The organism is Eubacterium sp. CAG:161, from assembly GCF_000432355.1.
In the GTDB taxonomy this organism is placed as follows: domain Bacteria; phylum Bacillota; class Clostridia; order Lachnospirales; family Lachnospiraceae; genus Eubacterium_G; species Eubacterium_G segne.
The window spans coordinates 40,794-65,579 of record NZ_HF991865.1; the positions used below are offsets into that span (position 1 = coordinate 40,794).

Here is a 24,786-nt window from a genome sequence, read left to right on the forward strand (position 1 = left end):
AATTATAGTAACTCCTATAGGATATTTCTTTTTGAAAAATTTACATATATGGGTGTTTTTTGTTTTATTAATTCCTCTTGTAACAGATGGTTTGATACAGGCAAAAACAAAGTATGAAAGTAATAACACTAAGCGCTTGATTACGGGCATATTATTTGGAATAGGCTTAATGATGTTGTTTATGATATCTACAGCGTATTGCTTTAATATAGGGGTTAATATTGGAAGAAAATGGAGATACTCGCAGTTATAAAATATCGTATTAAAGTATAAGCAGAACTTTATGTTGAAAGAAAACATTGAAGTTCTGCTTTTTTGATAGTTATATTTAAGAAGCAGATGAGATGGTGAGATATGGAAATGACTGGAATAGGGATGACTAGAATATGGATATAATAAAAATTAAAATCCAACTGCTCGCATCACATAAATTCAAAAAAAGAATAAAAGAATTATTAAAATCCAAAAATTACTAAAAATATTGAAATAAAAAATCCCGTAAATTATATCATACATAATACAATCTACGGGAATGTTTCGTATTTATTTATCGATACCTTACGGGGGGTTATATATACCACAAAACTATTTGTCAGATTCTGAATTAACCTCATCAGATGGAGTGTCATCTTCATGGTCAATTTTAACCTTAACCAAATCAATTCGTTTATCATCCATTTTGATAACTGTAAGTTTGCAGTTATCAATTTTCACACTGTCACCTTTGTTTGGTAGGCGGTCTAAGTGTTCAATAATAAGTCCACCGAGAGATTCATAATCTTCTGAATCTATATTAGTACCCAATTCGTCATTGAAATCATCTAAATTAATTGAGCCTTCAACAATGTATTCATGTTCACCAATTTGTCTGACAGCAAGCTCCTCAGCCTGGTCGAACTCATCGTGGATATCACCTATGATTTCTTCCACAATATCTTCTAATGTAATAAGGCCCTCAGCCTGACCATATTCATCTAAAACAATACACATTCCGGGCTCATTATTTCTCATTTCTATAAGAAGGTCATTAAGCTCTTCTTTTTCGTGAGTATAATAAGGTTCACGCATTAATTTATTAACATCAAAATTTACACGGTTTACTTCATTTATAAGCATATCTTTAATGTTGATAATTCCCACAATATTATCTGTATCATCTTTATAAACAGGTATACGGGTAAATTTATCTGACTTAATAACAGATAAAAGCTCATCGTATGAAACATCAATAGGAACCATGGTTATATCAACCTTAGGAATCATAATGTCTTTAGCACATGTGTCTCCGAAATCAAAAACGTTGTTAATCATATCGTACTCATCATCTTCGATAATACCCTCTTCCTGACTAACCCCCACAATGGTTCTTAATTCATCTTCAGTAATAGCTGCTGAATTTAAATTTACGTTAACTCTGAATATTTTTAACAGAAAGCTGGAAAACAGATTCAGCACAAAAATAACCGGAGTTAAAATAAACATAAAAAATTTAATTGGCTTTGCATAAGATAATGCAATTGACTCAGCATGAAGAGTTGCTACCGTTTTGGGAATAATTTCACCAAAAATAATGATGACAAGTGTAAGTACGCCTACGCAAACGCTGACAACTATGTTTACATCAAAAATATGCTGGGCTAAAACTGTTGTAAGAGAAGAAGCAGCAATATTAACAATATTGTTACCTATCAAAACAGTGCTAAGCATCTTTCTGGAATTGCTAAGTACCTTATCAAGTACAATAGCTTTCTTATTTCCGTCATCAACAAGCATTCTCAATCTTACTTTACTAAATGTAGTAAGAGCAGTTTCGGCTGATGAAAAAAACGCCGAGAATAACAATAAAACAAATAATATGCATAGCAGAGCTATGTCACTGGGTCCCATATAAATCTCCTTATAAAAAATATTTCAGGCAAAAGCCTGTTAGAGTCGATTGTACAATATAGATAATTTAAAGTCAACAAACCGTAATAAATTATACGCTTTCATAATATAAATTATTATATAAACGTTAGGAAAGGCTGGTATTACCGGTAAATAAATTATGAAAAAAGTTGCAGTGTTATTTTTAAAGGAAACATTGATACAAATGATTATAAGTACAGTATTGTTGGCACTAATTGCTTTTGTGGTTCTTAAAATTTCACCTTCTGTGGCAACAATAAAAATAATGGTGTTGATAATTTATGGAATTGCGTCATTTTGTGGTGGGGTGATAGTGGGAAAGGTTATGGAAAGCAGAAAATTTGTGTGGGGAGCATTAGCCGGACTGATTTATTTTGCAATAATTTTCCTCACAGCACTAATTTCAAAAGGAAGCGTCTCATCAGGAAGTGTAGGACTCTTTTCAGGATGTATTGTTTCCGTGGTGGCAGGAACAATAGGAGGAATGCTTAGTTAAAGGTGAGATAGGATAATAGGGGAATGATTTTAAACGATTTTAACAGGATTTTGATACAATAAAGAAAACGTTTGAAAAAATACCATATTGTGATATAATAACCTAAGACTTGTGCAGCTTTACATAAATAAGCACAAAATAGATTTGGAGGATTACCATGAAACATATTAAGACATTAAATGCAAAAACATTAAAGGACACAATGAAAAAAGGCGGATGCGGTGAATGTCAGACATCATGTCAGTCTGCTTGCAAGACTTCTTGTACAGTAGGAAACCAGACTTGCGAAAACAAATAAAATTTTATATGGCATTATTTTATAACAGAGCCGAATTTTCGACTCTGTTATAATGCGTTAAAAAGGGAGGAAGTCACAGTGATTCATCAGTATAAAAGCAATGGATATAACATTGTAATGGACGTTAACAGTGGCGCAGTGCATGTGGTTGACGACGTTACATATGATGCTATAGAGTTGTTTGAAGATATTTCTTCTTCTGAAATTGTTGATAAACTGAAGGATAAGTATAATGAGTCCGATATTTTAGAGGCAATTGACGAAATAGAAGAATTAAAAAAAGATGGACAACTGTTTACCGAAGACATATATCAGCCGTTTGTTGAAAAGTTTAAGGAGAACCGTCAGACCGTGGTTAAGGCTTTGTGCCTGCATATAGCCCATGATTGTAACCTGGCATGCAAGTATTGTTTTGCTGAGGAGGGTGAGTATCACGGAAGAAGAGAACTTATGAGTTTCGAGGTTGGAAAGAAAGCCCTGGATTTTCTTGTTAAAAATTCAGGCAATAGAGTAAACCTTGAAGTAGACTTCTTTGGTGGTGAACCATTAATGAACTGGGAGGTTGTAAAGCAGTTAGTTGAATATGGACGTTCGTTAGAAAAGCCATACAACAAGAAATTCAGATTTACCCTTACCACTAATGGTGTACTTCTTAACGACGAGATTATGGAGTATTTGAATAAGGAAATGTCTAATGTAGTAATTAGTCTTGATGGTCGTAAGGAAGTCAACGACAGAATGAGACCATTTAGAAACGGAAAAGGAAGTTACGACCTTATTGTTCCAAAATTCAAAAAGCTTGCAGAAAGCCGTAATCAGACCAATTATTATATAAGAGGTACATTTACAAGAGATAATCTTGATTTTTCTGAAGATGTAAAACATTTTGCTGATTTAGGATTTAAACAGATGTCAATTGAGCCTGTTGTTGGTCCGGAAGAAGATCCGTACTCCATTAGGGAAGAGGATTTACCGACAATAATGGAAGAGTACGATAAACTTGCACTTGAATACATAAAGCGTGAGAAGGAAGGCAGAGGCTTTAATTTCTTCCACTTTATGATTGATTTAAATCAGGGACCATGCGTGTATAAGCGCTTATCGGGATGTGGTTCAGGAACTGAATATCTTGCAGTTACACCATGGGGAGATTTTTACCCATGCCATCAGTTTGTTGGAAACGAAGATTTTCTTATGGGAAATGTAAATGATGGAATTGTCCGTAAAGATATTGTTTCCACATTCGGAGACTGTAATGTGTATTCAAAAGAAAAATGTAAAAACTGCTTTGCAAGATTTTATTGCAGTGGCGGTTGTGCTGCAAACTCATATAATTTTCATGGCACAATTAATGATGCTTATGATATCGGATGTGAAATGCAGAGAAAAAGGGTGGAATGCTCAATAATGATAAAAGCAGCGTTAGCCGACGCTGACTGATAAGAAAGAGGTTAAAAGATGAAAATTAAAATGAACAAAACTAAAGGGATTGTATTTTTTATACTTTCACTTGCAGTAATGGCTTTTGCCGGTTATGTGATTCTGTTTGGTGTAGGGGATCGCGGACAGGCTAAGTATATTACACAGGGTCTTGATCTTAAAGGTGGTGTAAGCATTACATATCAGGTATCGAAAGATGACCGTGATAAGTTAAACAGTGATTCTCTTGAAGCTACAAGAGGAAAATTAGAGAAGAGAATTCATACATTTAGTACAGAAGCTACAGCTTATAAGCAGGGTGATGATAGAATTACAGTTGAAATCCCGGGTGCATATGATGCGGACAAGGTTCTTGAAGAATTAGGTAAGCCGGGTTCACTTTATTTCTGTACAAAGGCTGATTCAACACCTACAGATGAGCAACTTAAAAACAAGGAATATATCCAGTTAAAGAACACAACAGGTGGACAGTATGACGGATATTATAAGGTATGGCTTACAGGTGACAGTGTTTCAGATGCTAAAGGTCAGGCAACAACTAATGAAAAGACAGGAAAAGCAGAGAATGCTGTAGACCTACAGTTTAATACAGCAGGAACAAAAATTTTTGGTGAAATGACATCTCAGAATGTTGGACAGCAGTCATACATTATTTATGACAATGAGGTTCTTAGTGACCCGAAAATTAATCAGTCAATTACCGGTGGACAGGCTCAAATCACAGGTAACTTTACATTAGAGGAAGCACAGACACTTGCAGATAATATTAAGATTGGTTCACTTGATCTTTCATTGGATGAATTAAGTCATAGTGTTCAGAGTGCACAGCTTGGTAGAGATGCTTTATCAAAGAGTGTTCAGGCAGGTATGATAGCGTTTGTTATTATTGTATTATTCTTACTTTTCGTATATAGAGTGCCTGGTCTTGCTGCAGGTTTTGCATTATTATCATATGTTGAATTAATGCTTCTTGCACTTAACGGATTTGACCTTACACTTACTCTTCCGGGTATTGCAGGTATTATTCTTAATATCGGTATGGCAGTTGATGCTAACGTTATTATTTATGCCCGTATCAGAGAGGAAATTGCAGCCGGTAAGTCAGTTAAGAATGCAATCACTATTGGATTTAAGAAAGCAACATCAGCTATCGTTGACGGTAACGTTACAACACTTATTGCAGCATTAGTTCTTCTTTGGAGAGGTTCAGGAACAGTTCAAGGCTTTGCCATGACACTTGCAATAGGTATCTTCATTCAGTTATTTACATCCCTTGTTGTTTCAAGAGGAATTGTATGGATGTTATATTACATGGGATTCCAGAAACCGGGATTTTATGGCAAGGAAAGAGCAAAGAACGTTATCAAATTTGTTGAAAAGAGAAAAGTTTGGTTTACAATTTCAATAGTTGTTATTGTTATTGGCTTAGGCTCAATTGTTTACAATGTGGCAACAGGAAATGAAGCATTTAACTATAGTATTGAATTTAAGGGTGGTACATCTATAAGCGTTCAGTTTGATAAGGATTACACTATCGATGAATTCAACGATACAATTAAACCTGAAATACAGAAAACATTAAATACATCAGATGTACAGGCTCAGAAGGATACAGGTACAAAGGGCTTATACTCTATTAAGACAAAGAAAATGTCATCAGATGAAATGGACGAATTTAAGAAGCTTTTGATTGACAAGTATCAGGCAAAGGATGACGAGCAGAACTTTAATGATACAGAAATTTCAGATACAATCAGTGCTGAAATGAGAAGAGATGCCGTTGTTGCTACAGCTCTTGCTACAATTTGTATGTTGATTTACATCTGGTTAAGATTTAAGAATATTCAGTTTGCTTTAGCAGCTGTTATAGCATTAGTTCATGATGTACTTATAGTTGTTGGTTTCTATTCATTGTCAAGACTTACAGTTGGAACAACGTTTATTGCCTGCCTTCTTACAATAGTAGGTTACTCAATAAACGCTACAATTGTTATCTTTGACAGAATTAGAGAAAATAAGGCAGTTATGAAGCGTGGTGAAACAATGATTGGTCTTATTGACAGAAGTATCACAGAAACACTTACAAGAAGTATCTACACATCATTAACTACATTTGTTGCTGTATTTATGATATTCGTTATGGGTGTTTCATCTATTAGAGAATTTACAACACCATTAATGGTAGGTATCGTAGCCGGTGCTTATTCATCAGTATTTGTTACAGGTGCATTGTGGTATGTATTAAAAGGTAAACAGTACGACAAAGAAAAATAATTAAGAAGTATTTAACGGTACCATCTAAATGGTGGTGCCGTTTTTCTTTTTAAAATACTATTTAGGAACAAGGCATAATTATTATGAAAGAGAAATGGTTTTTACAGACAAAAAGGGCAGATTTTAATCATATTTCTGAAAAATTTCATATCAGTCCGATAATTGCAAGGATAATTAGAAACAGAGATGTAATAGGTGACGAGGACATCTATAATTATTTAAATGGTGATTTGGAAAAAATAAGTTCTCCATGGCTTTTTAAAGATATGGATAAGGCTGTTGATATACTAAGAATAAAAATCAGTCATGAAAGTAAAATAAGAATAATATGCGATTATGATGTTGATGGAATAACTTCCGGATATATTTTATTTAGGTCATTAAAAAAGTTAGGGGCAAATATAGACCTTGTAGTTCCCCACAGAATAGAAGATGGCTATGGTATAAACGAAAAACTAATTAAAAATGCCTATGATAGCGGTATTGATACTATTTTAACATGTGATAACGGTATTTCAGCTTATAATCAGGTGGAATATGCCAAATCTCTTGGAATGAATATTATTATTACTGACCATCACGAGGTACCTTTTGAAGAAACTGATGGAAAAAGAGAATATATTGTTCCTAATGCAGATGCAGTGGTAAATCACAAACAGGCAGACTGCCCCTATCCGTTTAAAGAGCTGTGTGGAGCCATGGTTGCATATCAGCTTATATCGGCATTGTTTGAAACAGAAGGCATAGGCAAAAACGAATTATATAAGTTACTTCCTTACGCTGCTATTGCAACTGTATGTGACGTAGTGGATTTAAAGGGAGAAAACAGAATTATAGTAAAACAGGGCATTAAAAAACTAAAAGACTGTAATGATATTGGTATAAATGCTTTAATAAATGCCTGTAAGTTAGATAAAAATAATCTTTCATCTTATCAGTTTGGTTTTGTTATAGGCCCTTGCCTAAATGCCAGTGGAAGATTAGACACGGCAAAACGTGCCACGGAGTTATTAGATTGCATAGATACTCAAAAGGCGGAAGTTTTGGCAAAAGAACTGGTGGAATTAAATGCTGAACGTAAGGATATGACTAATGAAGGAGCCATGACAGCAATTGAAATGGCACAGGATATGGATGACAAAGTATTGGTTTTATACCTTAAAGACTGTCATGAAAGCATTGCAGGAATTATTGCAGGAAGGGTAAGAGAAAAGTATAATAAGCCTACGTTTGTCCTGACAGATGCTGAACAGGGAGTTAAAGGATCAGGTCGTTCTATTGAGGAATACGATATGTATTCAGAACTTACAAAGGTAAAAAGTTTGCTTACAAAATTTGGTGGTCATAAAATGGCAGCGGGAATATCTTTAGAAGAAAAAAATATAGATTTATTTAGAAAAATGTTAAATGAAAATTGTAATTTAACGGAAGAAGATTTATATTTAAAGGTATGGATTGACATTGCCCTGCCTTTGGAATATATTACAATGGATTTCGTAAATCAGTTAGAGATTATTAAGCCCTATGGAAAAGGCAATGAAAAGCCGGTTTTTGCAGAAAAAAATCTAAAGATTATCAGTTTGCAAATACTGGGAAAATCAGGGAATGTAATAAAAATGGTTGTAGAAAATCAAAATCATTACAGAATGACTGCAGTTAAGTTTAACAGTGCCGTTGATTTTATGGCATTTTTGTCTGAAAAATTCGGTGAGGAAGAGGTAAATAAGGCCCTTCAGGGTCAAAAGAATAATTTGGAAATTATGGCAACATACTATCCGGAAATAAATGAGTATAACGGAAGGATAAATTTACAAATAATAATAGATAGATTTTGTTAAAAGGGTTGTGGTAATATATAATTATGACAACTATAAAATAAATAATTATATAGCAAGAAGGAGAAGATAAAATGCATGAGGTAGAAAAGTACATTAGAAGCATACCTGATTTTCCGGAACCGGGTATTATTTTCAGAGACGTTACAACAGTAATGAAGGATCCTAACGGGCTTAAGATAGCTATTGATTCCATGATAGATAAGGTAAAAGATCTGGATTTTGATGTGGTTGTAGGTTTAGAGGCCAGAGGCTTTGCTTTGGGTACACCTATTGCGTATGCTTTAAATAAAGGCTTTGTTTTGGTTAGAAAGAAAGGTAAACTGCCTTGTGAAACTATTTCAGAAGAATATAATTTGGAATATGGTACAGCTGAAATTGAAATTCACGTAGATGCCATTAAACCGGGACAGAGAGTTGTTATAACTGATGATTTGATTGCCACAGGCGGAACAGTAAAAGCAGCTATTGATTTAGTAGAAAGACTTGGTGGAGTTGTAGTTGGTTGCGTATTCCTTATGGAATTAGCAGGATTAAAAGGTAGAGAGAAATTAGAAGGATATAGAGTAGATTCAGTTGTAGCATATGAAGGGAAATAATATGAACAATGTAAAAATCGAAAATCACGGTGTAATTCCAAAAGAAGAAGAACAGGCAACCCCTGAGGAATTATACGGGAGACTTATAGACAAAATTAAACATTATCATCCGTCGGCAGATGAGTTGCATATGATAGAGAAGGCGTATAATTTTGCCAAAAATTTCCACGGTGACCAGAAACGTAAATCCGGAGAGCCTTATATCATACATCCTCTTCATACTGCCCTTATTTTGGCAGACCTGGAATTGGACAAGGAATCCATAATGGCAGGTCTTTTACATGATGTTATGGAAGATACATCTGCCACAAGGGAAATAATGATAAAGGAATTTGGTGAGGAAGTAACAGATTTAGTAGATGGAGTAACCAAACTTACCAGATTGGATTATGATACTGACAAGGTAGAGGAACAGGCTGAAAACTTAAGGAAAATGTTTCTTGCCATGGCAAAGGATATCAGAGTTATTTTAATAAAATTAGCTGATCGGCTTCACAATATGCGTACCTTGCAATATATGACACCGGAAAAGCAAAAAGAAAAATCAAGGGAGACAATGGATATTTATGCTCCAATCGCAGATAGACTTGGTATTTCTAAAATTAAAATAGAATTAGATGACCTTGCCTTAAGATATCTTGAACCTGAAAAATATAAGGAATTAGTTGAAGGTGTCCATGAAAGACTTGAGCATAGAGAAGAATTTATGAGTAATCTCATTGCTGAAGTTGCAGGATATATAGAAAAAGCAGGAATTAAGGCTACTATTGACGGACGTGTTAAGCATTATTTCAGTATTTACAAGAAAATGACAATGCAGCATAAAACATTAGACCAGATATACGATGTATTTGCTGTTAGAATTATTGTAGACAGCGTTATGGAATGTTATGGTGCATTAGGTATTATTCATGAGAAATATACACCGGTTCCGGGAAGATTTAAGGACTATATTGCCATGCCAAAGCAGAATATGTATCAGTCCTTACATACTACCCTTATCGGACCTAACGGACAGCCTTTTGAAATTCAGATTAGAACATACGAAATGCATAAAACCGCTGAATATGGTATCGCTGCTCACTGGAAATATAAAGAAAACATCACAGGTGAGGGAGATAATGAGGAACAGAAGATTAGCTGGTTAAGGCAGATTCTTGAATGGCAGAGAGATTTGTCAGATAACAAGGAATTTTTAAATTTACTTAAAGATGACCTTAATATGTTCTCAGAGAGAGTTTACTGTTTTACACCTAATGGAGATGTTAAAAATCTTCCAAACGGCTCTACGCCAATTGATTTTGCCTACAGTATTCATAGTGCCGTAGGAAACAAGATGGTAGGTGCCCGTGTTAACGGAAAAATGGTAAACATTGATTATAAAATACAAAACGGTGACCGTGTAGAAGTTGTAACCTCTAATAATTCCACGGGCCCTAGTATGGACTGGTTAAAAATTGTTAAAAGCACTCAGGCAAAGAACAAAATAAACCAGTGGTTTAAACAGCAAAATAAAGAGGAAAATATTGTTAAAGGTCGTGAACTTATAGAAAAGTATTGTAAGTCTAAAGGCATAGTAATGTCAGAAATATTTAAGCCTGAATATATGGATAAGGTAAGGCTTAAGTATAGCTACAAGGAGTGGGATTCACTAGTGGCATCTATAGGTCATGGAGGATTAAAGGAAGGTCAGATTGTAAACAAGCTTTTAGACGAATACAATAAAGACCATAAAATTGAAATTACAGATGAAGATGTTTTAAATGAAGCTAATGGAAACAAGCAGGGAACGAAACATAATTCATCAAAAAGCGGCATTATTGTTGAGGGAATGAATGATGTGGCTGTAAGATTTTCAAAATGCTGTAGTCCGGTTCCGGGAGATGAAATTGTGGGATTTGTCACCAGAGGAAGAGGTGTTTCTATACACAGAACCGATTGTGTAAATATTATAAATCTTCCGGATATTGAGCGAGGAAGGCTTATAGAGGCAAGCTGGGCTGCTGACGAATCAGAGCAGGATGGAAAGTATATGACGGAAATCGTTATATATGCCCATAACCGTGTGGGAATACTTACTGACCTGTCAAAGATATTTACAGAGAGAAATATTGACGTAAACAGTATTAACAGTAGAACAAGTAAGTCCGACATTGCCACTATTTCAATGACTTTTGCCATTCAGGGTACAGATGAATTAAATAGTCTTATTGCAAAAATAAGAACCATTGACAGTATAATTGACATTGAAAGAACAAGCAGTTAATAAAAGATTAGGAGATTTGATATGGCTAAGATAATGATTAGAAGTGTTACTGTAAGCGAGTGCTACACAAATTGCTATATTTGTATGAATAAGGATACAAAAGAGGGATTTATTGTGGATCCGGGAGATGACGAACTGAAAATATCAGTTAATGTAAGCAGACTGGAAATGATTCCAAAGGCAATATTGCTTACCCATGGACACTTTGATCATATCGGAGCCGTAAATCAGCTGAAGGAAAGATATAATATTCCTGTGATTGTAGGGGCAAAAGAGGAAAAAGTCCTTACAGACAGCAGAATGAATCTGTCGTCTATGTTTGGAGAACCTGTAAAAGTTAATGGAGATAAGTTTTTAGAAGATGGTGAAAACTTTCAGGTAGCGGGATTTGATATACAATATATTCTTACTCCTGGGCATACTCCGGGAAGCGGATGCTTTTATATTGAAGAGGAGCAGGTTTTATTTAGCGGAGATACCTTGTTTCAGGCAAGCAGAGGAAGAACGGATTTCCCGGGAGGAAGTGAATCTGATATAATTAAGTCCATTAAAAACAAACTTCTGGTTTTACCGGGAGAGACAGAGGTATATCCGGGACATATGAACATAACAAATATTGACAGCGAAAAGGTGTACTATTAATGATTGATATACAAATAGAACCGGCACAGTTTGAATATGACGTACAATCACTTGTACAGGCATTTTATACCGGTCATCCCTTTAAAATTAATGACAGGGTTGAAAATTCATACCGGAAAATATCTGTAAAATATGAAAAAAACAAGATATGTATTTCGGTGTGGAGTAAGGAAAAAGAGCCTGTAGAAGGTGAAATGTTTTGTGATTTTTCAGACAGAATAGAAACTAAGAATATATTAAAGAAATTGTTATATAAGCTGTTAAGTGCAGATACGAAAGAGAAACTTCCCTGGGGAACACTTACAGGGATAAGGCCATCTAAGATTCCGGAGATGATGCTGGAAGAAGACATTAGCCGGAAAGAAATTATGTCTTATATGAAAGAAACATATTTGATATCTGATGAGAAGTTAAATCTGGCAATAGATATAGCTGACAGAGAGCGACAGATTTTGTCAAAAATAAATTATAAACATGGATTTAGTTTGTATGTAGGGATACCCTTTTGTCCTACAACCTGTTTGTATTGCTCATTTACCTCATTTCCAATAGAAAAATACAGAAAAAAAGTTGATTTATACTTAGATGCAGTTATAAAGGAAATTAAATATCTTGGAATAAAGCTAAAAAACAGGGAACTAAATACGGTATATATCGGTGGAGGAACTCCCACTACCCTTGAACCAAATCAGTTAGACAGGCTTATAAATGCCTTGAAGGATAATTTTGATTTTTCCACGGTAGTTGAATTTACAGTGGAGGCAGGAAGACCTGACAGTATAACTGAAGATAAGATAATGGTTCTAAAAAAGCATGGAGTAAACAGAATATCCATAAACCCTCAAACCATGAATGAGAAAACATTGGAAATTATAGGTAGAAAGCATACTGTTTCTCAGGTAAAAGAAGCATTTGCCATTGCAAGAAAATGCGGTATGGATAACATCAATATGGATTTTATTGTGGGACTGCCGGGAGAAAACGCCCAAATGGTAAAATACTCCATGGAAGAAGCTCTTAAACTAAATCCTGACGGAATTACAGTTCATTCTCTTGCTTTAAAAAGGGCTTCAAGACTTAATGTGGAAAAGGACAGATATTCCGACATGACCATGGAAAACAGTAGCAGGTTAATGAAAATAACGGAAGAATATGCCGGAAAAATGGAAATGGTTCCATATTATATGTACAGACAGAAAAATATGGTTGGTAATCAGGAAAATGTAGGTTATTCTAAGGTTGGAAAGGAAGGAATTTACAACATTTTAATGATGGGTGATTATCAGAATGTGTGGGCTGCCGGTGCAGGAGCGGTAACTAAATTGCTGTCTAAAGACAGAAAAGAAGGAAAAAGAATTGATACATTGAAAAATGTAGATTTATATATAGATAGAATTGATGAAATGATTGAAAGAAAAAAGGTTGTTAAATTGGATTAATAATAGTAAAATTGTATGGTTGGAAAAAACATTAAAAGGAGTGGTAAAATGGCTTTAAGTAAGAAACCCGTTACAGGAATGAAAGATATTCTTCCTGAAGAAATGAAAATTAGAAATTATGTACAGAATGTAATTAAGGATACATATAAAGCTTTTGGATTTACACAAATTGAAACACCTTGTGTTGAGAATATTTCAAATCTCACAAGCAAGCAGGGTGGTGAAAACGAGAAACTTATATTTAAGATTTTAAAAAGAGGAGAAAAATTAAATCTTGAAACAGCTAAGGAAGAGATGGATTTAGTTGATAATGGATTAAGATATGATTTAACAGTACCTCTTGTAAGATATTATTCAAAAAATGCTAATGATTTGCCATCACCCTTTAAGGCACTTCAAATGGGAAATGTCTGGAGAGCAGACAGACCTCAAAGGGGAAGATATCGTCAGTTTATGCAGTGCGATATTGATATATTAGGTGATCCAAGCAATCTGGCTGAAATAGAACTTATTCTTGCAACAACAACAACTCTTGGAAAGTTGGGATTTAAAAACTTCCAAATCAGAATAAATGAAAGAAGAATATTAAAGGCTATGGCTGCGTATAGTGGTTTCCCGGAGGAATCTTATGACAGCGTATTCATTATTCTTGATAAAATGGACAAAATCGGTCTTGAAGGTGTAAAAGAAGAATTAATTAAATATGAATTTTCACCGGAGGCTGTAGAAAAATATACAGATTTATTTAAGGAACTCGAAGGACAAAAAGACCCTATAGCTTATCTTGCAGAAAAACTGGGAGATTATATGGGAGATGACGTAAAAGAATGGATGAATGAAATTATTGAAAGTGTAAGAGCAACAAAGTCTTCTGATTTTGAGATCGTGTTTGATCCTACTTTGGTACGTGGAATGTCTTATTATACAGGAACAATTTTTGAAATTGCCATTCCCGAGTTTGGAGGAAGCTGTGGAGGTGGCGGACGCTATGACAAGATGGTTGGTAAATTTACAGGTCACGATGTTCCGGCATGCGGTTTTTCAATTGGGTTTGAAAGAATTGTTTTATTACTTATGGAACAGGGATTTAAGATTCCGGAAGACTATGATAAGGTTGTTTATCTTATAGAAAAAGGCGTAAGCGGCGATGCACTTTGTGATGTTATTGCTAATGCCCAGGAAGAAAGAAAGAGTGGTAAGCAGGTTCTCGTAACAAGAATGAACAAGAATAAAAAGTTCCAGAAAGAGCAGCTTATGGCTCAGGGATATAATGAATTTAAAGAATTTTATAAAAATCCACTTAAATAGTGAGGAGGAGTATACAATATGGCAGAATCAATGCAGGGACTTCACAGAAGTCACAGATGTACAGAAGTCAGCAACCAAAATATTGGTGAAAAAGTAACTGTTATGGGCTGGGTTCAGAAGAGAAGAAATTTAGGCAGTCTTATATTTATAGATTTAAGAGACCGCTCAGGTTTGTTACAGTTAGTTTTTAACGAAAATGACGGTGAAGTTTTTGAAAAGGCAAAAGAACTAAGAAGTGAATATGTTATTGCGGCAGAAGGCACAGTTAGAAAGCGTGATGGCGCAATAAATCAGACAATGGCTACAGGTGACATTGAAGTTACAGTTGAAACATTGCGTATTTTATCTGAGGCAGATACACCTCCATTCCCGGTAGAAGAGGATTCAAATACAAGAGAGGAATTAAGACTTAAATACAGATATTTGGATTTAAGAAAGCCTCATTTACAGAGAAATCTTAAGCTAAGAAGTGATGTAACTACATGTATAAGAAAATTTATGGCAAATGAAGGCTTTATTGAAATTGAGACACCTACATTATGTAAGAGTACACCGGAAGGCGCAAGAGATTATCTTGTCCCAAGCCGTATTCATCCCGGAGCATTTTATGCATTGCCACAGTCTCCGCAGCTGTATAAACAGCTTTTAATGTGTTCAGGATTTGACAGATATATTCAGATTGCAAGATGCTACAGAGATGAGGATTTAAGAGCAGACAGACAGCCGGAGTTTACACAGGTTGACATGGAACTTTCATTTGTGGATATTGACGATGTTATTGATGTAAACGAAAGATTGTTGCAGGCTTTGTTTAAGGAAATACTTGACGTTGACGTTCAGCTTCCTATTCCAAGAATGACATGGCAGGAGGCAATGGACAGATATGGTTCAGATAAACCTGATACACGTTTTGGAATGGAAATCGTAAACGTTACTGACGTAGTAAAAGATTGTGGTTTTGGAGTATTTACCGGAGCTATAGAAAACGGTGGTACGGTTAGAGGTTTAAATGTTAAAGGTCAGGGAGCAATGCCTAGAAAGAAAATAGACAAGCTTGTTGATATGGCAAAAGGAAATGGTGCTAAAGGTTTGGCATATCTTTGCATTAATGAAGATGGCACTTATAAGTCATCCTTTGCAAAGTTTATGACAGAAGAAGAGTTAGACAATCTTGTTAAAGCCATGGATGGTGAAAGAGGTGATCTGCTGTTATTTGCCGCTGATAAAAATAAGGTTGTATGGAATGTTTTAGGAGCACTTAGATTAGAGTTAGGTGAACAGTTAGAACTTATAGATAAGAACAAATTTAACTTCTTATGGGTTGTTGAATTCCCACAGTTTGAGTGGTCTGATGAGCAAAACAGATTTTTAGCAATGCATCATCCGTTTACAATGCCTATGGAAGAAGATATTAAGTATATTGACAGCAACGAATTAGGAAAAGTCCGTGCTAAAGCATATGATATTGTATTAAATGGTTCAGAAATAGGTGGCGGAAGTGTGAGAATACATCAGGCTGACATTCAGGAAAAGATGTTTGAAGCATTAGGTTTCACACCTGAGGCTGCTCATGAACAGTTTGGTTTCTTATTAGATGCTTTCAAGTATGGCGTTCCTCCACACGCAGGACTTGCATACGGACTTGACAGATTGGTTATGCATATGTCAGGTGAGGATAATATCCGTGAGGTAATTGCATTCCCTAAGGTAAAGGATGCATCATGTCTTATGACTGCCGCACCGGGGGAAGTTGACGACAAACAGTTAGAAGAACTGGACATTGCAATTATTAAAAAATAAATATATATATAATAAATTATAAAAGCATACATTGTGTTGGAATTTGTACATTTCGGGACGGTGTATGCTTTTTTTGCAGAACATAGAAATGGTAATACATATACTGAAAAATTGTTTATTTCTGTTTATACTCCACAGAATAATCTTGATATTATTACAAAGTCATTAAAGATAAAGGAAGAAGATTTATCAATTAAGTTAAATGATAAAATTAAATTAAATGCAGATATTTTGCCTGATACAATAAAAGATATTAATTGGAGTAGTAGTAATGAGAGTGTAGCTAGCATAGACAAAAATGGACAAGTTATTGCTAAGAGTCAGGGTACTGTATTAATAAGTGCATATACAACAGGGGGAATGGGGAAAGAAGACAGTATATACGTTTCTGTATATGAGCATATAAATAGCATAAAAGGGTATATAAAATCAAACAGCTTTTTTTATAAAGTGGCAAATGACAAAATAGTTTTAGGGCAGCTTGAAATAGGTGAAAATGTTTTGATTGTAGCCAGTGACCATCGGGAAGAATTGCTTCACACTGGGAAGCATGGAGATTTTACCCGGATTAAATAAAAATAGCTGAGACACAACGATTATTATTCGTGGGCCTCAGCTGTTTTTTATTTACCTAATTTAAATTTTAGTTGTAATTTACTTCTTTACAATTGTTGAACCCCAGTCATAGTCTACTTTTTTGTAATTGTTGTCAACTACAGATAAAATATCATTGTAGAGGTACTGGTGTGAAGCTGCATTAGGCATACGACATGAATCGTAAAGGACTCTTGCAACTTTGTATATAGAGTAATTATAAACTTTACTGTATACAACAGAACCATCTGATAAAACAGCATATGCTCTAACTTTATAGTTGGCATTGTAAGCAGCGGCAGTAGTTCCGTTATTAGTCATTGTTCTCACGAAGTAAGTAGCAGTGTCAGATGAACCGAACTTTCGGTCAATAATACCTGCCTGTGTTGCTTCATATTTAGCTACATATTGATTTGTTGAATCAATAACCATATCTGAATCTGTAACACCCATATCAGCATACCCGTAAATATTACCATAAGACACAACACTTAAGTTGTTGATAATTGGTTCAACCGAAGAAATTACTCTGAAACCTTTAAGTTGTGAGCTAATCTGGTAGCCTTCAATTTTAACTAAATTACTAATTGTGATTGGATCAACTGGATCAGGATCCGGAGTATCAATTTCTCCGGTGTCAACAGTTCCATTTGGTAAATCATTTCCACCTGCTGAATTTAAAGCATAGAATTCGTGAATTGACCAGTAATTTCCTTTTGAACCGGTTTGCATTACACGAACATAACGGGCATTCTGAGTATTGAATGTTATTACGCCACTTGAACTTGAACCGGAAGCAATAGCACTACCCCAGTTATTTCCGTCGTTACTTACGTAAATTTCATAGCTTGCAGGAGCATCTGAAGATGTACTTGTAGCTGTATCAAGAATTAATGTATTAAACTGGTATGTTTTACCAAAATCAACAGTAAACCACTGTCCATATACCTGACCACCGGATGTATCCCATCTTGTTCCAATATTGGCATCTAAGGCTTTATATGCATTTCCGTTATTAGCAGAAGCAGAAGCTACCCAACCTGAACGTGAAATATTTGACAGCAAGCCATCAGATGAAAGAGATGCATAAGCACTCTGGTTACTATCCCATAATTTAAAGGATGTTGTGGTATTGTCTCTGTTGTTTACAGTGGAACCACTTATGGAAATATGTGATTCGCTTCCTGAATTTACAAAACCATTTCCATTCTGATTTAAGTTAGAAGAAATGATATTTGCATTACTTCCAGACATACTTGCAAAAGTATTCTGACCAGGATTCTGGAAGTGGGCACCAACTAAATTCAATGTTGTGTTTGAAGAAGGCTGTGCATTAATGCCATAATATGCCTGTCCCCAATAATCTGAGTTGTACAGGTTTAAAGTAATACCTGAATTACTATCAAGATAGTAGTATGATGTATCGTTTGTTACGTTGCTAAGGGCAACAACCTGTGAATTATATAAATCGAAACTCTTGTTTGTTCCGGCACCGGCATAAATTGAATTACTTGAACCATCAATACCCATACCCATTGATGAACCGGACGGACCACCATTTCCTTCGTTCTGAAGCACTAAACCATGGGCTGAACCATAGTGGAAATCATTATAAAGAATTTCGTTTGTACAATCTCCTAAAATAAGGAAATCTAAATATTTAAGTCCATAACTGTATAATGGAGCATTACTTACACCGTTAGGCATATTGGTAAAGCTTCCGAATTTGCTTTCATTACCACATGCATAAACGATAACGTTAAACATAAGGTTGAATAATTTTCCGTCTTTACAGTTGTTACCAACTTTAACACCTACGTTAAAACAGTGACCGCCTAAGAAATCAACGTAATGGTTGTCACACTTATATGTAAATAAATCAAGTGCCTTATAAGAAGCTCTTACTGATGAGTTAATAACATAAATGTTAGCTCCCTGTCCCTGAATAGTATAAGGATATTCAGCAGGCATCCATGATTCAGAACCATCAAATACCTGTTCAGGGTAATCAACTACGATACCTCTAAGTCCGGCATTAGCTTTAAGGTTAATGAAACATGAGCCGTTAGGATTGTTTCTGTTTTCGTATGCTTCTAATATAGTTCCTGAACCGTGAGGTACTGTCTGTAAATCAACATTTCCTCTTAATTCAACATTTGAAGGTACATCTAAATGACCTCTTACCTTATATTTTCCATTTGGAATAAATACAATACCACCACCATCTGCTGAAGCCTGATTTAAGGCTGCCTGAATAGCAGAAGTATTATCGTTAGAAGAGGTGCTTGCATTGTATGGTGCTTTTGTTACATCATATAATACACATCTGTTTGGCACATGAAAATCAAATGATATTTCAGGAAAATCTTCAACACTTGTTATATCAGCTTTATCTGAAAATGTGATTTCATAAATTGAATTATTAGAAATGCTTCTTCCGTTTTTAAATGAACATCCCTTTATGATTCCACGACCCGATAATCCAAAGTATAACTGTGGAGCTAAGTTGTTAAACTCACAACTGTTAGCTGTAAGGGTACCACCGTTAATTGATACCTGACCTGATTTAACGTTTGACTTGTTAAAAATTACCTTGGTATTTGATGTGGTAGAAGTTCTAAGAGCATACTTTGATGCAACAATTGTTGTGTCGAAGAACTGGGCAACATCAGAGGTACCATCACCTAAGCTGATACCTGTTTCACAGTTAGTAAGTTTGATTTTATCAAATAAGATACCAACGCTGTTTGTAGCATTAATCATGATACCTGTCTTACAATTTTTTATGTTGAAATTGTAATGGTGACCGTTAGGAGTTGCATTGTCATCGGCTGAAAGTGTTTTTTCACAATCATATCCACACATATAACCATCAATGTTAATGTTACATGTGTATGACCAGTCGTTTCGTCTCATAACAATACCGGTTGATTTTTCCTTCATGTAAGACCCGAAAGAAGTCTTGTTTGATGGAGCGTTTGAAAGACCTGAGTTTGTCCAGTAATCAGGTGAAAAGTGAACTCCGTCAATTCGTCCAACATCGGCAATTTTGTCAATTTCAATACCTTTGTAAAGAGTTGTTCCGTACAAATTGTAAACAACAGGAGAAGCTCCACCGTTATCATAATTGAAAAGAATACCTATGTATGAGTTGACTAAAGTTACGTTTTTTGTGTTACAATACTCGTTTCCGAAGTAATTGTTTAAACCATATCTGATAGTAGGAGAATATGGTACAACATTATTCGCATCCTGTTCCGGATACCATATTGCAAGATCCATAACACCTGTTTCAGGTGCCATTTCAATAAATGGCGTAGAACGTTCGTTGCCGTTTTTACCTGTATACGCCATTAGTAAAGTCCCATCAGGTAATGCGTTGTTCTTTGATGGCTTTGTCCAGTCACCACGTAAAGTTACACCCTTTGGAATAGTAAGATTTCCCTTTATAACGTACTTTCCGGTTGGTACATATAAGGTACCTCCGCCTAAATCGCCAAGTTTATTAAGCAATTTCTGGAAAATATTAGTGTTATCAGTAACGCCGTCGCTTACTGCACCAAAATCCTTTACGTTATAGGAGTAAATAAATGTGTCGGATTTATCAACTGTATATTTCAGTGTGTAATCCGGTGCCGGGATATTGTTAATATCCGCAGCGTTTGTGCTTACTGCAGGCAGGACAAACAATGCCATTGTAAGCGCGAGAAATAGTGCTTTGAATGTTGACTTCATTGCATAAAACCCCCTCATAAAATATAATAATAAAATACTGCTGTGTAATGAAAAAAACATCACATTATACAACACAGTAATATGATTATAAAAAAGTTTTGTAAAAGTTGCAATGTTAAAACACAAATGCATAAAGCTTTTTGTGAGATTTACATAAATTTTATTCTCCTTAATTCATCCTGAAGCTTTCCAACATAATTGCTTAGTTGTTCACACTGTCTGGAAAGCTGTTTTTTTGTAAATTTAAGATTAGATATTTCCATGTTTTTTTCATAAATCTTCTTTTGACATTTAATTAGTTCACTGCTTTTTTCTGATAATGAATCTTTTAATTGTTCAATGGTTTCGTTAGCAGCTAAATTCACATTGTCAGGTCCGTTTTTTGTAATTGTTGTAATGGTTCCGTTTTTACTTAAGTAGTAGCAGTCATTTTGCAAAATGATATAGGTTTTCCTGTTAGAGCTTACCACATCGAAGTCATTATAATTTTTAATGTTACGCTTAATGAGACATGTATGGTTTGGTGCAGAGCAAAGCAGATAATAAACATCACAGAAATTGCTATGGTTATTGTGAGTACAATAAAATATGTAAAGTTCATTTTCGCACATTATAGGTGAAACATTTACAATAGTACGCCCGTTTTTGCTGTCTTCTAAAGGAATGGATAAAAACTCCATAAAATGATTTCCCGACAAGGTTGCAGTTTTTATTTTATTGTCGGTGGATATATAGAAGGCGTATTTTTTATTACCATCATAAATTCTAAAGTCATCTTTTACGTCATTAAAAATAATCCCCTCAGGGTGGATATGTCCTCTAATTGCCGTATACATATATACGTTATGTCCGTTATGGTAAAGTATAGCCGGCTGACCGTTGTCAAATGCAAGAATTTTGTACATAGTATCCTCCTTTAGTTTTACCTTAATAAATATTATTTTTCGGATTAAAATAGAACAAAATTAAAAAATTAGTTTAAAAATATAGAAGGTTATGGTAAAGTAATAAGGGAAAAAATCGGCTTAAGTGTCGTTTGATTATAAATATATGGAGGTTTTATTATGTTTTCATTTGATGAAATTAAAAATGCAGATGCAGAAGTTGCTAAAGCAATGGAAGATGAACTTGGAAGACAGCGTTCACATCTTGAACTTATTGCTTCTGAAAATCTTGTAAGCAAAGGTGTAATGGCAGCTATGGGAAGCCACCTTACAAACAAATATGCAGAAGGATATCCGGGAAAGAGATATTACGGCGGATGTGAATACGTTGATGTAGTGGAAGAATTGGCAAGAGAAAGAGCTAAGAAATTATTTGGATGTACATACGCCAATGTTCAGCCTCATTCAGGTGCACAGGCAAATATGGCTGTATTTTTCGCATTGGTAAAACCGGGAGAAAGGGTTATGGGTATGAGTCTTGATGCCGGCGGACACCTTACCCATGGTTCACCTGTAAATATGTCAGGAACATATTTTGACGTAGTATCATACGGCGTAGATGAGAATGGATTTATAGATTACGACGAAGTAAGAAGAATAGCACTTGAAGCTAAGCCAAAGCTTATTGTGGCAGGTGCAAGTGCTTATCCAAGAAAGATAGATTTCAAGAAATTCAGAGAGATTGCAGATGAAGTGGGAGCATATTTAATGGTAGATATGGCACACATTGCAGGTCTTGTGGCAGGTGGTCAGCATATGAGCCCTATTCCTTATGCGCATGTTACTACAACAACTACCCATAAGACATTAAGAGGACCTAGAGGCGGACTTATTCTCTCAAGTGAAGAGTTTGCTTTAGAACATAAATTAAACAAAGCAGTATTCCCTGGTATTCAGGGTGGACCTTTGATGCATGTTATAGCTGCAAAGGCAGTTTGCCTTAAGGAAGCATTATCTCCTGAATTTAAGGTATATGCAAAGAATATTGTAGATAATGCCCAGGCATTGGCAAAAGGTCTTACTGACAGAGGTTTTGACCTTGTATCAGGTGGTACCGATAACCACTTAATGTTAGTTGACTTAAGAAGCAAGAATATTACAGGTAAAGAATTTGAAATAGCTCTTGATGCCGCAAACATTACATGTAACAAAAATGCCATTCCGAATGACCCTCAGAAGCCGGGTATTACCAGTGGTGTCAGAATTGGAACACCTGCTGTAACTACAAGAGGTTTAAATACAGAGGATATGGATGTTATTGCAGAGTGTATGGCTGATATTGCAAGTGATTTAACAGGTAATTGCGAAAAGGTTAAGGCAAAGGTTAAGACATTAACAGACAAGTATCCGTTATATGAATAAGATTCATATTTTTGGAAATAATTACACATATGAAGAGTGTAATTAACAGAGATTTTATAAAATGTGGAATAACAGGCTGGTGTATTGAGGTACTCTTTACATCAGCCTCTTGTTTTAAAGAAAAAAATTATAAGCTTATAGGAAAGACATCCATATGGATGTTTCCAATATATGGTATGGCATCAGTGATTAAGCCAATTAGTAAAAAACTTAAAGCTTATAATAAACCAATGGTGGAAAGGGGAGCAGTTTATACAGCAGGAATATTTCTGGTGGAATTTGTGTCAGGAAGCCTGTTAAAGAAAAGTAACAATTGTCCGTGGGATTATAGTAGTGCGAAATATAATATAAAAGGAGTTGTTCGGTTAGACTATGCTCCGTTATGGTTTGTAATGGGGCTGATATATGAAAAAATCCTTAGCAAAGATTAGGTTTTGCTAAGGATTTCTAGTATAAATAGTTTTTATTTGTAAAAATCTATTATTTTATCTAACTTAGAAGTCATTCCCGTAAAAAGCATATCTACAAGAGTAACGGCAACCATTGATTCCACCACAACCACTGCACGGGGAACAATAATCGGGTCATGACGGCCTTTTATGTTAATATCAATGTTTTCACCGGATTTATTAATGGTTTGTTGCGTTCTTGCGATAGATGGTGTAGGTTTAACTGCTGCACGTACCACAATAGAAGAGCCATCACTCATTCCACCTAAAATTCCACCGGCATGATTAGATGTCTTGGAAATAACACCGTTTTCAATGCTGAATCCATCATTATCCGTTGAGCCTGACATTTTGGCAACTTCAAAACCGTCACCTATTTCAATGCCTTTAATGGCACCGATGGACATGATGGCTTTGGAAATATTAGCATCAAGCTTGTCAAATACAGGTTCGCCAATTCCCGCTGGCATATTGTTTACAATACATTCAATTATTCCACCACATGAATCCATTTCAGCCATTTTTTCGCCCAAAATTTTTTCAGCTGCTTTTGCAGCATCTGAATCAGGCATATAAACAGGATTTTTCTCAATTTCATCTTTGTTAAATTTTTTGTAATCTATTTCAACATTGCCAATACTCTTAGAATATGTAAGCATCTCAATGCCAAGCTTCTCAAGAATTTTTGAGGCAATGGCACCGGCAGCAACACGTCCGATGGTTTCGCGACCGGAGGAACGTCCACCACCACGATAATCCCTGAATCCGTACTTGGCATCAAATGTATAATCTGCATGTCCCGGTCTGTAATATGAAGCAATATCACTATAATCCGCAGAATGATGGTCTTTATTTTTTACAATCATTGAAATAGGTGTACCGGTTGTTTTTCCTTCAAATACACCTGAAAGTATTTCAACCTTATCATCTTCTTTTCGCTGGGTTGTATATTTTGACTGACCGGGTTTTCTTCTATTTAAAAACTTCTGTATGTCATCTTCGTTTAATTCAAGTCCCGCAGGACATCCATCTACAACAACACCTAATGCCTTGCCGTGGGATTCACCCCATGTTGTAATTTTGAAAATATTTCCGTATGTTGAACCAGCCATATAGCAAGTCTCCTTTCCGTAAAATCGCCTATAACAGTATAACAATATCCTCAAACAGGTGTCAACTTGATGTTTGACCGGAAAATACGTTTTTGGTTTGTTTACATATTGAAAATATATCAAAATAATGTTATAAAATATAAATGTACGCATTTTTGAGTATAATATAATAAAGTAGGTATAATATGTTTAAAGTTCTAGCAAAAGATGGGGCAGCAAAGTACGGTAGGTTTGAAACGGTGCATGGCACTATTGAAACTCCTGTATTTATGAACGTAGGTACGG

19 protein-coding genes are annotated in these 24,786 nt (G+C 35.2%); 15 read left to right on the forward strand and 4 right to left on the reverse strand.

Translation table 11 applies throughout. The features are described 5' to 3' along the window. Positions 1 to 253 (forward strand): DUF2085 domain-containing protein (locus tag Q5O30_RS06145; protein ID WP_302674612.1); only part of this gene is annotated, 253 nt, incomplete at its 5' end. A gap of 332 nt (positions 254 to 585) precedes the next feature. Here the strand turns inward: Q5O30_RS06145 and Q5O30_RS06150 are convergent. Next, entirely contained in the window at positions 586 to 1,887 is a 1,302-nt protein-coding gene (locus Q5O30_RS06150; protein WP_021952873.1) for an HlyC/CorC family transporter, read from the reverse strand. Between the two features lie 160 nt (positions 1,888 to 2,047). On the opposite strand from Q5O30_RS06150, the gene Q5O30_RS06155 reads away from it, so the two are divergent. From Q5O30_RS06155 to Q5O30_RS06210, 12 genes are all read left to right on the forward strand, one after another. Further along, positions 2,048 to 2,404 carry a TIGR04086 family membrane protein gene (locus Q5O30_RS06155; RefSeq protein ID WP_021952874.1) on the forward strand — a complete coding sequence of 119 codons (357 nt, stop codon included), beginning with the start codon at positions 2,048 to 2,050 and terminating at the stop codon, positions 2,402 to 2,404. Between the two features lie 157 nt (positions 2,405 to 2,561). Next, positions 2,562 to 2,702, forward strand: coding sequence for a six-cysteine ranthipeptide SCIFF (gene scfA, locus Q5O30_RS06160; protein WP_021952875.1), 141 nt, complete (start codon positions 2,562 to 2,564; stop codon positions 2,700 to 2,702). A gap of 78 nt (positions 2,703 to 2,780) precedes the next feature. Next, on the forward strand, positions 2,781 to 4,142 hold the full coding sequence (gene scfB / locus Q5O30_RS06165; protein ID WP_021952876.1) for a thioether cross-link-forming SCIFF peptide maturase: 1,362 nt from the start codon (positions 2,781 to 2,783) through the stop codon (positions 4,140 to 4,142). Between the two features lie 18 nt (positions 4,143 to 4,160). Continuing rightward, positions 4,161 to 6,416 (forward strand): protein translocase subunit SecDF, encoded by a 2,256-nt coding sequence (locus tag Q5O30_RS06170; RefSeq protein WP_021952877.1) that lies wholly within the window; start codon positions 4,161 to 4,163, stop codon positions 6,414 to 6,416. Positions 6,417 to 6,499: 83 nt separating this feature from the next. Next, positions 6,500 to 8,254 (forward strand): single-stranded-DNA-specific exonuclease RecJ, encoded by a 1,755-nt coding sequence (gene recJ / locus Q5O30_RS06175; RefSeq protein WP_021952878.1) that lies wholly within the window; start codon positions 6,500 to 6,502, stop codon positions 8,252 to 8,254. A gap of 71 nt (positions 8,255 to 8,325) precedes the next feature. Continuing rightward, a complete protein-coding gene (locus tag Q5O30_RS06180; RefSeq protein ID WP_021952879.1) occupies positions 8,326 to 8,850 on the forward strand; it encodes an adenine phosphoribosyltransferase in 525 nt (174 codons plus the stop codon). A gap of 1 nt (position 8,851) precedes the next feature. Further along, a complete protein-coding gene (locus Q5O30_RS06185; RefSeq protein ID WP_021952880.1) occupies positions 8,852 to 11,116 on the forward strand; it encodes a bifunctional (p)ppGpp synthetase/guanosine-3',5'-bis(diphosphate) 3'-pyrophosphohydrolase in 2,265 nt (754 codons plus the stop codon). Between the two features lie 21 nt (positions 11,117 to 11,137). Continuing rightward, positions 11,138 to 11,758 (forward strand): MBL fold metallo-hydrolase, encoded by a 621-nt coding sequence (locus Q5O30_RS06190; RefSeq protein WP_021952881.1) that lies wholly within the window; start codon positions 11,138 to 11,140, stop codon positions 11,756 to 11,758. After that, positions 11,758 to 13,197, forward strand: coding sequence for a coproporphyrinogen dehydrogenase HemZ (hemZ, locus tag Q5O30_RS06195; RefSeq protein ID WP_021952882.1), 1,440 nt, complete (start codon positions 11,758 to 11,760; stop codon positions 13,195 to 13,197). Before Q5O30_RS06190 ends, hemZ begins: the two co-directional genes overlap by 1 nt. Positions 13,198 to 13,245: 48 nt before the next feature. Then, positions 13,246 to 14,505: a histidine--tRNA ligase gene (hisS, locus tag Q5O30_RS06200; protein ID WP_021952883.1), complete on the forward strand. Its 1,260-nt coding sequence runs from the start codon at positions 13,246 to 13,248 to the stop codon at positions 14,503 to 14,505. 18 nt (positions 14,506 to 14,523) lie between these two features. Next, positions 14,524 to 16,305, forward strand: a complete 1,782-nt coding sequence (gene aspS, locus Q5O30_RS06205; RefSeq protein WP_021952884.1) for an aspartate--tRNA ligase — start codon at positions 14,524 to 14,526, stop codon at positions 16,303 to 16,305. 33 nt (positions 16,306 to 16,338) lie between these two features. Beyond that, positions 16,339 to 16,881, forward strand: a complete 543-nt coding sequence (locus Q5O30_RS06210; protein ID WP_021952885.1) for an Ig-like domain-containing protein — start codon at positions 16,339 to 16,341, stop codon at positions 16,879 to 16,881. Between the two features lie 78 nt (positions 16,882 to 16,959). Here the strand turns inward: Q5O30_RS06210 and Q5O30_RS06215 are convergent, their stop codons facing one another. After that, positions 16,960 to 20,634 carry a glycosyl hydrolase family 28-related protein gene (locus Q5O30_RS06215; protein WP_021952886.1) on the reverse strand — a complete coding sequence of 1,225 codons (3,675 nt, stop codon included), beginning with the start codon at positions 20,632 to 20,634 and terminating at the stop codon, positions 16,960 to 16,962. A gap of 149 nt (positions 20,635 to 20,783) precedes the next feature. Beyond that, a complete protein-coding gene (locus Q5O30_RS06220; RefSeq protein WP_021952887.1) occupies positions 20,784 to 21,539 on the reverse strand; it encodes a hypothetical protein in 756 nt (251 codons plus the stop codon). A gap of 159 nt (positions 21,540 to 21,698) precedes the next feature. On the opposite strand from Q5O30_RS06220, the gene glyA reads away from it, so the two are divergent. Together glyA and Q5O30_RS06230 are read left to right on the forward strand one after the other, a co-directional pair. Beyond that, positions 21,699 to 22,940 (forward strand): serine hydroxymethyltransferase, encoded by a 1,242-nt coding sequence (gene glyA, locus Q5O30_RS06225; RefSeq protein WP_021952888.1) that lies wholly within the window; start codon positions 21,699 to 21,701, stop codon positions 22,938 to 22,940. Positions 22,941 to 22,969: 29 nt separating this feature from the next. After that, positions 22,970 to 23,371 carry a hypothetical protein gene (locus Q5O30_RS06230; RefSeq protein ID WP_021952889.1) on the forward strand — a complete coding sequence of 134 codons (402 nt, stop codon included), beginning with the start codon at positions 22,970 to 22,972 and terminating at the stop codon, positions 23,369 to 23,371. A 32-nt stretch (positions 23,372 to 23,403) separates the two neighbouring features. Here Q5O30_RS06230 and aroC read toward each other — a convergent pair whose 3' ends face one another. Beyond that, entirely contained in the window at positions 23,404 to 24,501 is a 1,098-nt protein-coding gene (gene aroC, locus Q5O30_RS06235) for a chorismate synthase (RefSeq protein WP_021952890.1), read from the reverse strand. Between the last annotated feature and the right edge of the window lie 285 nt (positions 24,502 to 24,786).